The organism is Methylophaga thiooxydans DMS010 (assembly GCF_000156355.1).
Classification (GTDB): Bacteria; Pseudomonadota; Gammaproteobacteria; order Nitrosococcales; family Methylophagaceae; genus Methylophaga; species Methylophaga thiooxydans.
This window is the reverse complement of record NZ_GG657897.1, coordinates 167,555-183,549: the sequence shown is the minus strand read 5'-3', so window position 1 is coordinate 183,549 and position 15,995 is coordinate 167,555. Positions and strand designations below refer to the sequence as shown.

General features: G+C 44.1%; 16 protein-coding genes and 1 tRNA gene. 11 read left to right on the top strand and 6 right to left on the bottom strand.

Annotated features, from left to right (window positions below; all coding sequences use genetic code 11):
- Positions 1-10: 10 nt before the first annotated feature.
- A complete protein-coding gene (locus MDMS009_RS07775; RefSeq protein ID WP_043888055.1) occupies positions 11-1,183 on the bottom strand; it encodes a class I SAM-dependent methyltransferase in 1,173 nt (390 codons plus the stop codon).
- 16 nt (positions 1,184-1,199) lie between these two features.
- Between MDMS009_RS07775 and MDMS009_RS07770 the strand changes: the two genes are divergently transcribed.
- Positions 1,200-1,919 carry an SDR family oxidoreductase gene (locus MDMS009_RS07770; RefSeq protein WP_154646997.1) on the top strand — a complete coding sequence of 240 codons (720 nt, stop codon included), beginning with the start codon at positions 1,200-1,202 and terminating at the stop codon, positions 1,917-1,919.
- Here MDMS009_RS07770 and folK read toward each other — a convergent pair.
- A complete protein-coding gene (gene folK, locus MDMS009_RS15825; RefSeq protein WP_052298152.1) occupies positions 1,878-2,384 on the bottom strand; it encodes a 2-amino-4-hydroxy-6-hydroxymethyldihydropteridine diphosphokinase in 507 nt (168 codons plus the stop codon). The genes MDMS009_RS07770 and folK overlap by 42 nt on opposite strands.
- Positions 2,381-2,734 carry a dihydroneopterin aldolase gene (gene folB, locus MDMS009_RS07760; RefSeq protein WP_008290874.1) on the bottom strand — a complete coding sequence of 118 codons (354 nt, stop codon included), beginning with the start codon at positions 2,732-2,734 and terminating at the stop codon, positions 2,381-2,383. Before folB ends, folK begins: the two co-directional genes overlap by 4 nt.
- Positions 2,735-2,812: 78 nt before the next feature.
- Here folB and plsY point away from each other — a divergent pair, with 78 nt between their 5' ends.
- Positions 2,813-3,406 carry a glycerol-3-phosphate 1-O-acyltransferase PlsY gene (gene plsY / locus MDMS009_RS07755; RefSeq protein WP_008291115.1) on the top strand — a complete coding sequence of 198 codons (594 nt, stop codon included), beginning with the start codon at positions 2,813-2,815 and terminating at the stop codon, positions 3,404-3,406.
- Here the strand turns inward: plsY and tsaD are convergent.
- Positions 3,403-4,410, bottom strand: a complete 1,008-nt coding sequence (gene tsaD / locus MDMS009_RS07750) for a tRNA (adenosine(37)-N6)-threonylcarbamoyltransferase complex transferase subunit TsaD (RefSeq protein WP_008290868.1) — start codon at positions 4,408-4,410, stop codon at positions 3,403-3,405. The genes plsY and tsaD overlap by 4 nt on opposite strands.
- 135 nt (positions 4,411-4,545) lie before the next feature.
- On the opposite strand from tsaD, the gene rpsU reads away from it, so the two are divergent.
- From rpsU to MDMS009_RS07700, 9 genes are all read left to right on the top strand, one after another.
- On the top strand, positions 4,546-4,761 hold the full coding sequence (gene rpsU, locus MDMS009_RS07745; RefSeq protein WP_007144284.1) for a 30S ribosomal protein S21: 216 nt from the start codon (positions 4,546-4,548) through the stop codon (positions 4,759-4,761).
- A 22-nt stretch (positions 4,762-4,783) separates the two neighbouring features.
- A complete protein-coding gene (locus tag MDMS009_RS07740; protein ID WP_008291153.1) occupies positions 4,784-5,245 on the top strand; it encodes a GatB/YqeY domain-containing protein in 462 nt (153 codons plus the stop codon).
- 69 nt (positions 5,246-5,314) lie between these two features.
- Complete coding sequence (gene dnaG / locus MDMS009_RS07735; RefSeq protein ID WP_008291095.1) at positions 5,315-7,033, top strand: DNA primase; 1,719 nt, start codon at positions 5,315-5,317, stop codon at positions 7,031-7,033.
- 92 nt (positions 7,034-7,125) lie between these two features.
- Positions 7,126-8,958, top strand: coding sequence for an RNA polymerase sigma factor RpoD (gene rpoD / locus MDMS009_RS07730; protein WP_008291123.1), 1,833 nt, complete (start codon positions 7,126-7,128; stop codon positions 8,956-8,958).
- 14 nt (positions 8,959-8,972) lie between these two features.
- Positions 8,973-9,049, top strand: a tRNA-Ile gene (locus MDMS009_RS07725).
- A gap of 139 nt (positions 9,050-9,188) precedes the next feature.
- A complete protein-coding gene (locus MDMS009_RS07720) occupies positions 9,189-11,471 on the top strand; it encodes an ATP-binding protein (RefSeq protein ID WP_008290993.1) in 2,283 nt (760 codons plus the stop codon).
- Between the two features lie 44 nt (positions 11,472-11,515).
- Positions 11,516-12,232 carry a hypothetical protein gene (locus tag MDMS009_RS07715; protein WP_008290898.1) on the top strand — a complete coding sequence of 239 codons (717 nt, stop codon included), beginning with the start codon at positions 11,516-11,518 and terminating at the stop codon, positions 12,230-12,232.
- 29 nt (positions 12,233-12,261) lie between these two features.
- Positions 12,262-12,618 (top strand): hypothetical protein, encoded by a 357-nt coding sequence (locus MDMS009_RS07710; RefSeq protein WP_043888054.1) that lies wholly within the window; start codon positions 12,262-12,264, stop codon positions 12,616-12,618.
- Positions 12,619-13,144: 526 nt separating this feature from the next.
- On the top strand, positions 13,145-13,969 hold the full coding sequence (locus MDMS009_RS07700) for an HNH endonuclease (RefSeq protein ID WP_008291169.1): 825 nt from the start codon (positions 13,145-13,147) through the stop codon (positions 13,967-13,969).
- Between the two features lie 71 nt (positions 13,970-14,040).
- Here the strand turns inward: MDMS009_RS07700 and MDMS009_RS07695 are convergent, their stop codons facing one another.
- Positions 14,041-15,606, bottom strand: coding sequence for a YfjI family protein (locus MDMS009_RS07695; protein WP_008291088.1), 1,566 nt, complete (start codon positions 15,604-15,606; stop codon positions 14,041-14,043).
- Positions 15,607-15,737: 131 nt separating this feature from the next.
- Complete coding sequence (locus tag MDMS009_RS07690) at positions 15,738-15,938, bottom strand: helix-turn-helix transcriptional regulator (protein WP_008290926.1); 201 nt, start codon at positions 15,936-15,938, stop codon at positions 15,738-15,740.
- Positions 15,939-15,995 lie beyond the last annotated feature (57 nt).

Below are 15,995 nucleotides of genomic sequence, written 5' to 3'. Positions count from 1 at the left end.
GCTCCTTTTTTTATAGCTGGTAGCGGCGATCTTGTAACTGCAAACGCGGTAATAGTTCAATCGCTTTGCTTAAACTTAATACTTTAAATTGATAGCCCATGACATGCGGCATTAAGAGTTGTTTTAGCGCGGCGCTATGTTGAAGCCAGCTTAGCGCATCTTTTTTGGCCTCCAGTTGAGCGGCTATCTGCGTGATGTTGGCCGCCACTAAGAAGTCACCTTGTTCATGAAATCCTGCCACGTGACAACCTCCTTCCAGCGCGGTTTCCGCTAGCGTGGTGAAGTCCACGTGCGCGCTTATATCTTGTAGACCGGGAAGTTGTAGCGGATCATCAATAGCCTGCTGGCGATAATAGCTACGCAGCGTTCCTTGTACTCGCTCAGCGGCATAGTAGTCGTTAAACGGGTAACCATAGTCAATGATGAAAATAGCACCCTGTTGCAGTGAGGCGGCGGCTGTTTGCATCCAGTCAACAGCGTTGAGATTGACTTCGGTAAGGTAGTCTTCGGCCTGTGATGGCTCGTTAATTCGCTCAGCAAAAGCAATAAGTCGCGGATGAGCCAGTTTTTTGTCCTGCCAGATGAAGTGGCCGTTTTCAATGCTGACACCACGCTCAAACATGCCTGAGGTTGTCAGTCGCAGTAAATGGACTGGCATAGCATCACAGACTTCATTGGCCAGCATGACACCGTTAAACACGTCGGGCAGAGTTTGTATCCACTCAACACGATCAGCAAGATCGGGGCGTTGTTGCTCAATCAGTTGCAGTTGTCGTGCTTGCAGATCGGCGCTGATCTCGAGAATAAAATAGCGCTCAGGAAGCGCGTTTAGGCTCTCAAGCTGAGTTAGCATGGCGATGGCAAGCTGACCACTGCCAGCACCAAATTCGAGAATATGTTTGCTGGTGCATTGTTGCAAAGCATCATGAACCTGATTAGCCACAGCATAGCCAAATAAAGGGCTGATTTCAGGCGCGGTGGTGAAGTCACCACCCTGCCCCAGTTTATGACTGCCAGCACTGTAGTAACCGAACCCTGGCTGGTAGAGACAACGCTGCATATAGTCGGCAAAACTGATAAAACCGCCCTGCTGCTCAATCTCAGCAGTAATCAACGCTTTAAGCTGGTCACTATGTTGTTGCGCCAGCATGTTGTCAGCAGCTATTGTTATTGTGTCATTCATTTCTGAGGATAAACCATTGCAAAAAAAGGTTCTTGTTACCGGTGCCAGTCGTCGAGTTGGCTTGCATCTCGCGAAACGTTTGCATCAAGACGGTTATTCGGTGTTAGCACATTACCGTAGTGAGACCGAAGGTGTCCAAGAATTGAAAGCAATGGGGGTTGAAACCATCCGCGCCAACTTTGACAGTCGCGACAGTATTCTTGAGTTTGTGGCCCGACTGCGCAAGCAGTATCAAGACTTCAGAGCCATCATCCACAACGCCTCCAGCTTTTTCCCGACCGATGACGATTTAGCACAGGCGGCTGAACAATATGAAACCTTTTTTTATGCACATATGATGGCACCGTATCTTATTAATCAGGGCCTGCATGACCGTTTGCATGGCGACAATAATGATCCGGCAGACATCATTCATATAACGGATATCAATGTCGAGAACCCCACGCCACGCTTTGATATTTATGGCACGACTAAGGCGGGTTTACACAATATGATGCTGGTATTGGCGAAAAAGTACGCCCCTGACATTAAGGTGAATGCAATTGCACCCGGACCAGTGTTATTTACTGAGTCACATTCAGAAGAAGTCAGAAACAACATGATGCAAGAGACGCCGTTGGCGCGGGAAGGTGGTGCTGAGCCCGTTTATCTTGCAGTGAAAAGCCTGCTGATTAATCCATTTTTAACCGGTGTTTCAATTCCGGTAGATGGTGGTCGCCGTTTGTCCAAACGTTAAATTGCCAACGGTAACTTCAGCCCCCTTTTGAATGCCTGTTTGACAAGGTTTATCATTCAAATAGGCTTTTATTTCATCAATCAGCGGGTATAAAAAATACTCATCAGTGATGCTGTTGGCCTCACGATTGATGTCACGGGGAAACTCCAGATAAGCAAGGATATCAAGATCGGCTGGTCGATCTTTATGTTTGCTATCGGGATCGTCACGATCCCTGCCCAAGGCGATTTCAATCTGATTACAGATATGTTTGAGATCGTCTTGTTTGAGATCGGTTTCGATAAAAGCGACCGCATTGAGAAAATAATGCTGACTGTTCATTCCCACTGGTGGAATATGTAATACCCTGCTCATGCTGATTTTTTCAAAGCATTTGAGTAACAAGGTCGTCATTTGGGCAAAGTTTTCAAACGGTGCGATATTGCTGCCTAATCCCAGCAGATAGCCGGTCCTGCATTGACTCATCCGCGCGGCCGTTCAATCACAATGCGAGCCGTATTTTGACCATGCAGGGCAACGGGTTTGCTCAGGGTTAACTTTAGTTTGGGAATAGGATACTGCGCTAGTAACATCGCGCTGAGATCTTCTGCCAATGTTTCGATTAATTGGTACTCACTGGCTTTAACAAAAGCCACAATGGTTTGCGCAATGGCACCATAATCCAAGGTCTTACTGATATCTTCAGTCGCTGCTGCGGGCTGGATATCCCAGTCCATTTCAAGATCAAAGGTCAGCGTTTGCTGGGTTTGGCGCTCCCAGTCGTAAATACCGATAATGGTGTCAATGCTAAGGTCGTTGAGAAATATTTTATCCATCTGCATGCTGCTTTGAGGGTGGCAATCATCGTTTTGCGACCTATAATGTCGCAAAAACTAAATAGGAAGCATCATACCATGCTTGAAACGCTCGCTTTACCCATAACGCTGCTTGTGGCTGCTTATCTAATCGGCTCTCTGAACAGTGCCATTGTGCTTTGCAAACTTGGTGGCCTGCCTGATCCACGTACACAGGGCTCAGGTAACCCCGGCGCTACTAATGTATTGCGTTTCGGTGGTAAAAAGCTGGCTGCGACAGTGCTGATTATTGATGTCTTCAAAGGTGTTATACCGGTGTTGGTTGCCCATCTTTTGGGCTTAACGATGGTGTGGGTGGCTGCTACCGCCTTTGCGGCATTTTTAGGACACCTATTCCCGGTATTTTTTCAATTTAAAGGTGGTAAAGGGGTCGCCACCGCTTTGGGTGGCTTTCTGGCATTGTCGCCGCTTTTGGCATCAGCGGGACTCGCCACTTGGTTGTTGGTGTTTGCGATCAGCCGGCTCTCTTCCCTGTCAGCACTGACCGCAGCAGCCTTAACACCGCTATATAGTTTGTGGCTGATCGAGAGCGCTGGAGCACGCTGGCTGATTTTGCTGATAGCGCTGATGCTAATTGCCCGCCATCACAGCAATATTCGCCGCCTACTCAGCCGCGAAGAAGAAAAGTCTTAAGGTGGTGTTAATTCATTCAGCGGCCAGCGCGGGCGAACACTGAAACTGGGCGCATCTTGTTTGACCATCGCCTGCTGACGAATTGCCCCTGCGAAGGCAATCATGGCGCCATTATCACTACAAAATTGTTGGCGCGGGTAAAACACATCGACACCCGGCATCGCATCAAGCTTAGTGCGCAACGCTTTATTGGCACTGACGCCACCGGCGACCACCAAGCGTTTATGACCGGTTTGTTTCAGGGCGCGGCGGCATTTAATGGCTAATGTCTCCACGACAGCCGTTTGAAATGCTAAGGCAATATCAGCTTTATCTTGCTCGGTTTTATCACTGTCCAGCCAGGTATTCATAGCAAAGGTTTTTAAGCCACTGAAACTGAAATCGAGACCTGGTCGGTTGGTCATGGGGCGTGGAAACTCGAATCGGTCAGCAGTACCCTCTTCCGCTTTTGCTGCCAAATAAGGGCCGCCAGGGTAATCCATGCCTAGAAGCTTTGCTGTTTTATCAAAGGCCTCACCAACCGCATCATCTACAGATTCGCCCAGTAACTCATAGTCACCGACAGCTTTTACATCAACCAGCAAGGTATGGCCGCCCGATACTAATAAAGACACAAAGGGAAACGCCGGGGAGCGATCTTCAAGCAATGGCGATAATAAGTGGCCTTCCATATGGTTAATGGCTAATGCCGGCTTATCAAGTGCCCAAGCCACACTACGACCTATCGCGGCGCCAACCAGTAACGCGCCGGCAAGGCCTGGGCCTGCGGTGTAAGCAACGGCGTCAATATCTTGTGTGGTTAAACCCGCAGAGTTCAGAACTTCATCAATAAGCGGTAAGGTTTTGCGAATATGGTCGCGTGAGGCAAGTTCCGGAACCACACCACCATACTCAGCATGAAGATCGATCTGGCTGAACAAGGCATGAGCCAACAAGCCCTGCTCTGTGTCATACAAGGCCACACCAGTTTCATCACAAGATGATTCGATTCCTAAAACGCGCATTTCTTATCCAGGCTATTAATCTAAACAGAAGTATTATGCCTTTTTTTGAAATAAAGTGATTTAACTGTTTGCTTTCTGGTAGATATTTCGTACAATTGGGGGTTTTCCGTACAAGAATTGTTTAGGGAGCATTGAATGCCTGCAGTTAGAGTTAAAGAGAACGAACCATTTGACGTAGCTTTGCGTCGCTTCAAACGTGCTTGTGAAAAAGCCGGTACTGTTGCTGAAGCACGTGCTCGTGAAGCATATGAAAAGCCAACAACTGTTCGTAAACGCGCAGCAGCAGCGGCAGTTAAGCGTCATCAAAAGAAATTGTCTCGTGAAAACGCAAGCCGTATTCGTTTGTACTAATCACGCAATTTAGATTAAGACTATGCCAGCTGAAGCCAGTCCATTAAAGGTCACCATTCAGGATAATGTCAAAGACGCGATGCGCGCCAAAGACAAAGATCGTCTGAATGTGTTGCGTCAAATTACCGCATCCATCAAGCAGGTTGAGGTGGATAACCGCGCGGATCTGTCAGATGACGACATTATTGTCATCCTGACTAAAATGACCAAGCAACGTCGTGAAGCATTGGATCAATATGAAAATGCGGGCCGTGATGATCTGGCATCGATTGAAAAGGCAGAACTAGTCATTATTGAAGAGTTCTTGCCTGAAGCATTGAGCGAAGAAGAAATTGCGGAAGCCGTCCAGGCAGCGATTACTGAAGCGGGCGCTTCCAGCATTAAAGACATGGGAGCAGTAATGAATGTACTGCGTCCTAAGATCCAAGGTCGTGCTGATATGAGCGCGGTAAGCGGTCAAGTTAAGGCTGCGTTGAGCAACTAAAAGCTTATGCAGCCAAGTCTATCTAGACGTGGTTAATCTTTACTGCGAATTTAAGCCATAATAGCGCTTATGGCTGGACAAATCCCCACACAATTCATTGATGAGCTGCTTGCACGGGTTGATATCGTTGATATCATCGATACCCGTGTGCCGCTCAAAAAAGCAGGTAAAAACCTTCATGCCTGCTGCCCTTTTCATAATGAAAAAACACCTTCCTTTACAGTAAGCCAAGAAAAGCAGTTTTATCATTGCTTTGGTTGCGGTGCGCATGGCACGGCGATTGGCTTTTTAATGGAATATGATCAGCTAAGTTTCCCTGAAGCGATTCAGGAGCTAGCGGATCATGTGGGTATGACAGTGCCCACTACACAACAGGCAAGCCTTTCTCCCGTTAAACAAAGCCTTTACGACCTGATGGATAAGGTCGGCCAATATTATGTGCATCAATTGCAAACCCATCCGCAACGACAAGCGTTTGTTGATTATCTGAAACGACGTGGTCTTTCCCAAAAAACTGTCGAGTTATTTGGTATCGGCATGGCACCAGATGGTTGGGATAATGTGTTGCGAACGTTTGGCAGTAATCCACAGCAAACCAAGCAGTTATTAGATGGCGGTTTGTTGATCAAAAACGACAAAGGTCGAACCTACGATCGCTTTCGTAATCGAATCATGTTTCCGATATGGGATAGAAGAGGGCGTGTGATTGGTTTTGGCGGTCGAGTTTTGGATGACAGCACACCCAAATATCTGAATTCACCTGAAACGCCAATCTTTCATAAGGGGGCGGAGCTATACGGTCTCTATCAGGCTCGCAAAGCGAATCGTAAGCTTGAGCGCATCGTCATTGTTGAAGGTTATATGGATGTGATTGCGTTGGCAGAGCATGGTATATCCAATGCTGTTGCTACATTAGGCACGTCTACCACCGCTGATCATCTTCGCTTGCTATTACGCGCGGCGCCGGAAGTGGTGTTCTGCTTTGATGGCGACAGAGCGGGACGTGATGCGGCCTGGCGTGCTGCTGAAAATGCGTTGCCAATGTTAGGCGGCAATCAGCAACTCAAATTTATGTTTCTGCCTGATGGTGAAGATCCAGACAGTCTGGTTTCTGAGCAAGGTGCCGAGGCGTTTAATGAGCGCGTTGTAAATGCACAGAATTATTCCGAATTCTTTTTTGAAACATTAGGCAGCCAAGTGGATTTGGCCTCAATGGATGGTCGAGCAAGATTAGTTGAGATGGCCAAGCCTTATCTCAAGCATGTGCCCGCTGGTGTTTACCGGGATATGCTAGAACAACGTCTAGCAGAGCTAAGCAAAACCAATATAGCGACTCTGAACAAGCATTTAGAAAAACCGGCTCAACAACAAAAACGTCCTGCTAAAAAACAGGCTATGGCAACAATGACGCCAATTCGCATGGCTATCACCATTGTGTTGCAGTATCCGATACTGGCTCGTGAGATTGATGATGTGGCTGCTATTCAGTCGGTAAAACAGCCTGGCGTGAATATTTTGCAGGAACTGCTTGAAACTCTGCACCAGCATCCCCATTTAACTACTGCGGCCCTGCTGGAGCGCTGGCGAGACAAAGAAAACGGGGCGCATCTTCAGAAACTTGCATTGCAACCGTTAAGCTTATCAGCGGATGCACTCAAACACGAACTCACCGGTATTGTTTCTCGTTTGCAAAAAGAAGCAAAGTCCCAGCGAATCAATGAGTTGACCAGCAAGCCGTTCAGTGAATTAACGGAGGCAGAAAAAGCCGAAGTTAAGTCGTATAAGTAAATGTTTTTAGCTAAATTTGATGCAAAAAATTAAGCATTTCAGTATAATGAAGTGTTCACGACTATTAGCGTCAAGGGTTTTAAAGGGGCCGCATGAAAGATCAACAATCACGCGTTAAGGAACTTATCGCCTTAGGGAAAGAACGTGGTTATCTCACCTACGGTGAGATTAATGATCATCTTCCAGAAGATCTAGTCGATGCTGATCAGGTAGAAGATATCGTCAGCATGTTTAGCGACCTCGGTATCATGGTCCATGAAGATGGCATGGATACCGATGAAATGGAGCGCCTTGCTGAGGCCATTTCTTCTAATGATGAAGTCTCTGATGAAGAGGCTGCCGCAGTTTTAGCCAGCTCCGATGGTGAGTTTGGCCGTACCACTGACCCTGTTCGCATGTACATGCGCGAAATGGGCTCGGTTGAGCTACTAACGCGTGAAGGCGAAATTGTTATCGCCAAGCGTATCGAAGCCGGTCTGCGCGAAAGCCTGCAAATGCTGTCTACCTATCCTGACTGTATTGCGTCATTTCTCGAATTATTTGATGCCGTTGAAGCTGGTGAAATGCGTCTTAACGAGCTGATCAAAGGTTTTATTGTTGCTGAAGAAGAAGTCGCAGAAGAAGAAGCTAAGGAAGAGGTCTCTGTCGAAGAGTCAGACAGCGAGTCTGATGACGATGACGACGATTCAGATGACGTCAGTGATGACGAAGAAGGTTCTGGTGAGATTGACCCAGAAGAAGCCAAGGCGCGATTTGATGCCTTGCGTGATAGCTTCAAAGCCTACAACAAAGCCGCTGGCGATGCTGCTGAAGAAGCGCGTGAACAAACAAGCAACTTGTTCATGGAATTCAAACTTACGCCTAAGACCCTGATCTACCTCAACGACTTGATGGCCGACACCATCGACGAAATTCGTAAGCAAGAAAGAACGATTATGAGCATCGTTGTTGATCAGGCTCGAATGAATCGCCGTGATTTTATCGATTCATTCCAAGGCAATGAAAGTAACGTTAACTGGGCAGATAAGCACATCCGAGCGAAAAAACATTACTCTTCAACGATCAAAAAACATCATGATGAAGTCGTTGCTGCGCAAAGCAAATTGGCTGAGATTTCAGAAGACCGTGGTCTTTCGATTTCCGAAATCAAAGAAATTGCACGCCAAATGTCGATTTCCGAAGCTAAAGCGCGCCGTGCCAAAAAAGAGATGGTCGAAGCTAACCTGCGTTTGGTTATCTCAATTGCGAAGAAATACACCAACCGTGGTTTGCAATTCTTGGATCTGATTCAGGAAGGTAACATCGGTTTGATGAAAGCCGTTGATAAGTTCGAATATCAACGTGGTTACAAATTCTCTACCTATGCGACGTGGTGGATTCGTCAGGCGATTACCCGCTCAATAGCGGATCAGGCGCGGACAATTCGTATTCCGGTGCATATGATCGAAACGATCAACAAGCTCAACCGTGTAGCGCGACAAATGCTCCAAGAAATGGGGCGTGAGCCAACACCTGATGAGTTAGCTGAACGCGTTGAAATGCCAGAAGACAAAGTACGCAAAGTGCTGAAAATCTCTAAAGAACCAATTTCGATGGAAACACCGATCGGTGATGATGAAGATTCACACCTGGGTGACTTTGTGGAAGACGTGAACGTCATCTCGCCATCTGATTCAGCGATTATTGAAGGTCTGCGTGAAGCGACACAAGGCGTTTTAAACGGCTTGACCGAGAGAGAAGCCAAAGTACTGCGTATGCGTTTCGGTATCGATATGAATACTGACCACACTTTGGAAGAAGTCGGTAAACAGTTTGACGTCACACGTGAACGTATTCGTCAGATTGAAGCGAAAGCACTGCGTAAACTGCGTCACCCATCACGCTCTGATCAATTGAGAAGTTTCCTCGATTCAGAAGGGTCATAAGACAACAAGTTGTCGGGCCTATAGCTCAGTTGGTTAGAGCAGGGGACTCATAATCCCTTGGTCCCAGGTTCGAGTCCTGGTGGGCCCACCATATATATCAAAGCCTTAGCGTTATTTTTAGCGTTAAGGCTTTTTTGTTTATGTCTTATGTAGACACTATGTAGACAGAATTCGGTTTATTTTCTAATGTAGACTTATACTCATTGTGGTGCTGTTAAAAAGGATATTTCGTGAGCGAATATGATTTTCATGCTCTAAATGACAAGGAATTCGAGGTCCTGGCTGCAGATGTTATTTCTAAAAGAGATGGCGTTCTCGTAGAGCGCTTTAAGCCAGGCAAAGATGGAGGCGTTGATGGAAGATACTTCTCCTCTACAGGTGGCGAAATCATAATTCAATGCAAGCATTGGTTTAAAACCGGTATTACTGCGTTGTTATCACACCTTCAAAAGGAAGAAGTTGAGAAGGTAAAAAAGCTCTCACCGGAAAGGTATATTTTTGTAACATCTTTGGAGTTGTCAAAGGCAAATAAGCAAAAGATAAAATCGATTTTTAGCCCTTTCATCCATAAAGAGTCTGATGTGGTTGGCAGGGAAGACCTTAACGACTTCCTGGGTGATAACCCAAACATTGAGGAAAAGCACTATAAATTGTGGATGACAAGTACCACTGTACTTAACCGAATAATTCACAGTGCGATACATGGTCGAAGTCAGTACAAAATAGAAGAAATTAGCTCAAAACTCGCAATGTATGCGATGACGGAGAGTCACCTAAAAGCTGAGAAAAAACTTGAGGAGCTACACTCAGTAATAATTTGTGGTGAACCTGGTGTAGGTAAAACATTTTTGGCCGAGCAGCTTTGCTATCAATATATCGCCCAAGATTATAAATTTATTTACATTGAGAACTCTCTAAATGAAGCTGAGGATATTTTTGATCCTCAAAAAAAGCAGATATTTTATTTTGATGATTTTTTAGGGACAAACTACCTTGAGGCTTTCAATGCTCATGAGGATTCTCACGTAGTTAGCTTTATAAAAAGAGTTCAATCTAGCAGTAATAAGAGGTTCATATTGACCTCGCGGACAAATATCCTCAACAGAGCGAAGCGTCTTTCCGAGATATTTGAGCAAAAGAACACATCTCAAAACGAGTTCTTATTGGCGGTTGGTAACTTATCGAAGTTTGATAAAGCAAAAATTTTATACAACCACATTTGGTTTGGAAATCTGACACCAAAATATGTCAACGAGCTATATACAGATAAAAGATATCTAAAAATAATTGTGCACAAAAACTTCAACCCTAGGTTGGTGCAGTTTATTACTGATTGTCAGCGCTTGGATGAAGTCAAACCGGAACACTACTGGAGCTATATCGAAACAAGCCTTAGTAATCCATCCCAAATCTGGAGGAAAGTTTTTGATTCTCAGTTGAGTGAAAAATCTTTATATCTAGTGCTTGCTGTGGTTTTGAATGAGAAGCCGATAGAAGAGGGGTTATTGGAGGAATTCTATTATCGGTTATTGGAAAATAAACCGGGTCTAGCAAAAAGTAGTTCATTTACAACCGAAATTAAGGCGTTAACCGGAGCCCTGGTCAACAGAACTCAGGTTTACGATAAAAAACACTATTATTCACTTTTCAATCCATCAATAAGAGACTTTGTAAATTCTGAGTATGCAACTAATACAGCGTTGATGAATGAAGTCTTAACTTACCTTAGAAGTCCCAATGCCCTCATCGCCCTCGCTAATTACTCAAGAAATGGAATCATCAGCCAAGAGGCTCTCGAGCAAGTTCTAGTTAGACAGTTGGATTATTACTTAAAAGCTACTCAGATATCTCCGAAGCTCGATCAATATACCCTTGTACTTTTTAACACTGTTTTTGCTAATTTAGGAGAGCAGTGTTTGCGCAAATATGATCTAGATGAGCTGCTGGATAGGTTCTTCTTTGGTCAAGAAAACACGATTATGTTAGAGGAGTTCGAGTTTCTACTTTCTAATTTAGAAATGCAGGCATTAAGTCCATATGACACTAGACTTAGCAGCTACATCAGAAATAAATTAAACAATGAGTTGAATGAGTCTTGGGATGATCTCAACGATGAGTTCATGTATGTGGCAGACATACTGAATTTAATGTGCGTTGATGAGGATTTAAAGGATTTACTCAAAACTAGGGTGATTGAGCACTACCACTCGAATTTAACTGGAGATGTAATGGAATATGATGCCTTTCCAGATGCATTGGAGACGCATGAAATAGAGGACTCAGAACTCTACGAATTTCTTACCGGTAGACTTGATAACATTGAAATCGAGTTTTCTGACTCTGAAGTTTGGGACGTTGTTTACAGCTGCGACAAGGACACAATTGTTGAATCAAACAGAGATAGATATGAAGAAGAAGCTAAATCTAATCCACACCGGTGGAAAGGAATATCTGATTCTGATGCAGCTGAGAATGAGCAAATAGATGATCTTTTCGAGAGGCAAGGTCTTTAGAATGTTATTTTTTCTGTCTTCACTCTACAGAAGCTAAGCCTTGAATGGACGAATCCAGTTATCGTTATCCCTGTGGCGCTGTTTATATTTTTGAAAACGTCAAAGCTCAGCGTGTGAAAGTGGGCATGACGATTCTGAGTACGACTAATGTTCTAGATCGACTCAGAGATCTCAATAACATCTGGATAGGACTAAAAGCCACTTGCCAGGTTTGCGGTGGAAGGCGTTTCATCAACACTAAAGGACTTGTTCCTCAACATGTAGTAAGTGGAGTTGAATGCCCTGGAGGGGATAGGGCTCCTATTGAGAGAGAAGTGGTTTTTGCTGAGCAGCACCTTCAGAACCTTAAAAAGCTAGTTGAGAACGTTACTGGTACTGAAAAAGGGTCAGTCACCAGAAAAATTAATTCGCTTGAGAAGCGAGTTAAGTTGTTTAGACATTACAATCAGCCCTTAGGCATGTGGCAAATAAGCACTGTTTATCACACAGAACGCGCTGAGCTGGTTGAGTCAGAAACCCATCAAATACTGGTCGAGAAGCTCGATAAGCTTGCTCCTATTGGGGAAGTTTTTTGTTGCTCAGTATCAGAGGCCTCAAAAGCCGTCGAGTTAGCATTGAAACAGCTCGGACTTTTAGACGCTGCTGAAAAAGAAATAAACATACCGACCACATCGGGAGAGTACGGCCAATGCGTTATATGCGGCAATAACTTAACAGCTACTGGGGCTTGTCCAGATTGCAGAGAACGGCTTCTAAGCTGAAGAGGTTTTAATCAACAACAAGGGAATATATGCCAACGAAATTTCAATGGAAAGACACAGAACTCCAGGTTGAAACCAGATTTTCACCAAAAAGACTTTTTTGGGGTACTGAGACTACTCTGAAAAATGGAGAGAAAGAGATATTGAGAGCTTCGGGCTCTGGGTTTTCAATGAATGATGAAAAGACTTATGAGATAAACCCTGGTCAGAAGCATCACCTGCATTTGAATGTATATCCTAGAGCCCTTTCTATGAGGTACTGCCTCAGAGTAGATGGTATTGAGGTGAGTGCAGGTGAGTTAATACCTGAAAATTTGTTAATAGGCTTTGCTGCTATTGGAGCACAAGTACTTTTAGCTAGTTATCTGTTTAGTTCTGCTCTCTAGCAAGCTGAATTATAAATTTTGCTTTTCGAATGAAACTTGACCACTCCAAACTTTCGAGAATTTTGGGTCTGTCGATAATGACAGCTTCAGAACTAGCAGTCTCATATCAAGTCACAGGGAGTGCTATAAGTCAGCTCAGTACCAAATCGGTTATTAATGAGTTGAACAGGACATCTAAGTATTATGGTGACAGTCCTTATGAAGTTGAAAATAAGGTTCATGTCGGTGAGACTGAAAGCTTCAGGGCTCATCAAGTTGGAGGATTCATTACATTCGATACTTCGGGCACCGTCGCAATACATGAGAGTGGAGGGTGTAGTTCACTAACTGATGCTGGTCTAACGGAATATATCGTAAACCTGGATGACTTAATCGAGAACCCTATCTGCACATTCATTACGAGCTCTCCAGTAGGTATAAAAATAGTACCTGATGGCTCAACAATTCGAGTCACAACAGACAGACCTTATGAGGGGACAATTAAACTAATATTCTTTGAACAACTAATTGATATGGACGTACAAGTTTGAAGTTTGAAATAGGGAAAGAGTATCACCGCAAGACAGAAATACATGGGCGGTATAAAGGTCAGGCTCAAGGAGGCATATCTACTCCTCAAGATGAAGATGTGATTTTTATTTTTACATCTGAAGGTGAAGAGAACAGCTACAAAGATGAATACCGCCCAGATGGAACGTTTTGGTATACCGGCGAAGGGCAGGTTGGTGATATGCAAATGAAGAATGGCAACAAAGCCATTCTTAATCACAAAGCAAATAACAAAATTATTCATGCCTTTGAATACACCAGGAAGGCTCATGTGAGATATATGGGGCAAGCTGAGTTGCTTGGGTATCACGAAGAGGTTCGACCAGATAAGCATGGTGAAGATAGGTCAGCAATTATATTTCACCTTGATATTGACTCTTGCCCTGATATTCCTGGAAGCAGTACGACAACAATCTCAACTTTCTCGCCAAAAGATTTGAGAAAAAAATCTTTACTAGAGTTGAGAGAGGCTGCTCTTGAAAAGCCTTCCCATACTAAAAATGCTAGTGAAAGGAGGCAGTCGGCTTACTACCGATCTAAAGCATTGAGGCTGTATGTAAGAAAAAGAGCTGGGGGTAAGTGTGAAGCTTGTGCTGTGCCCGCGCCTTTTGAATCCAGGAAAGGTCCATATATCGAATGTCATCATCTACATCGGGTTGCCGATGGAGGGCCTGATCATCCAATGAATGTTATAGGCCTGTGTCCCAACTGCCATCGTCGCGCGCATTATGCTAAGAACTTTCGTGAATTTAATGATTCTTTGAAGCCGGTGGTAAGAGAGCTAGAGAAAAATTTCTCATAACGCTAAAGACAAACCAACTAAACCATCTTTACTGATTTAGCTGGTTTAGATGCCCACATTAAGATATCAATTCATAAAAGACCTGGATTGATTCTATAAATTGGTAGTGGGCGCCTGCCTCCTGAACTATTGGGTTCACGGGCTTCTATTTGAAGCCAATTCTGATCTATAAGTACCCTGCAAGCAGCTTCAACCTCAACTCTATCTTTTAAACCATACCAGCCCTTGTTGTATACGGTTTTTGCTGTAAATGGATTAGCTAAGGCCTTTGCCTCAATTTTTTTACTTAAAATGATTGCAGCTTGCTCTTCATCTTTATCTATCATTGAATAAATCTTTCTCGCATGGCTCTCAAGATAATCACACCAACGCACAGCTAGTTGAGCAGATGAGGCTTTGATCGGTCCAATGTAACTTGAATCAATACTATCCAGACAATGGAAAATCAACGAAAGACTAGGCATCAGTGAACGATACTTACCGAAGTGTTCCAGCATTAGAGGATTGTCTTCTTGAGGTATTTTTTGAGTTTGTAGCTCTGTTAACCAGTCATTGAAAATTTTTTGAGCCTGAACGTCGAACCTGAAAAATGGTCTATTTTTCTCGCTATTTTCATTAGCGCCAAGCTTTTTGAAATCGCATTCTGCGAGTTTAAATAAAATGACCTCAACATGATCTCTAGCTTCATAATTTGGCTTTTGGTCTACTAATGACCATGAATCGGGATTTTCAGGCCATACAGCAAGCTGAAGCCTTTGCAATAGTCCATCGTTGTTACCTTTAATAGCTTGGAGTAGGTAGCGTTTTAGCTTATCAGGCTGAATTCCACCTAATAAGCTTATGCATATATTTTTTGCCTCAGTCAGCCCCCTTGATATTTTCATATCCGTATAAGTGCCATTTCCATTCCATCCTTCAAGAAAATAGCCCCTCTCGTCGGCATTTTGTTCTTTGTCCCAATTCAGTAACAAAGCAACTAACTCGTCCCTAAATACCAGAATGCCTCTCTCATTTTGCTCCTGAATTAAAGTCATACTCTGGACAGTTGTTTCATTGGTTTTGAAAAGGCGTCTTTGAGGCGTTTGTTCAAGCTCTTTAGATATCTCAGCATAGTCAGTCTTTAATACTGCCATCGCATCAGCTTCAACCGTTCCTGTAATACCCTTGCCTCTTGCGAGGTCTTTCATTCGCCTTTCAATATCCTTTAGCTTTAATTCTCTCTCCAGCTCATCAGCTTTAAATTGGCTCTTTTGGTGCTCATATTCTTCACCATAATGAGCCTGAAGCTTCTCGAGCATGCTCATTGCCTCCTGCATGCTGGGTGATTTAAGCATGACTGAAGGTTGGCCGATACAAGCACCCCAGAGATTGGGGATAACTTCCCAGCTATCTTCTTGTTTTGGTCTTATGGAGCATGCTGAACCAATGACTGATGCAAACATGACCACAGCGGATATTGTTGAAAAGTCTGCCGGAGTCTGCATTCTATGACTGACATCCTTTAGCCAATCCTTTAAAGGAGTAGGCATAAGATCCTCAGTCATTCTTGCAACTCTGGGTGTTGATGTTTTTATCTCACCGGGTTCGCCCCAATCTTTATAAAGCGTTTCAGTTTTCTTTTCTTTAAAGGGAAACATTAGTTACCACCTCCCTTTGAAGCACTGGAATTTCTTATAAGGGGAATTTGCTTATAAGGGAAATTTGTTGTGAGACGAGGTGGTTTCTTTAAAGAACACTCTTTTAAAGACATTGTTTTTCTGTGACGCATTTATTCCTCCCCATATTGAGAAGTTGAAACACGCACTTGTTGATTGATGTAATCATCAAGATCATTTTTACGGTACCTGACAGCACGACTCCCAATCTTGATAAAGGGAATACGTGCACCGGCCCAGCGATCTCTTTCCAGGAAGGCTTTGCTTACACCAAGATATTCAGCAGCTTGGCTGGTTGATAGAAGTTTGCTCATAGTTATTCTCCATTTGTGAAACAAGCACAAACAAAGTTAAAGCTATGAGTCCCTATT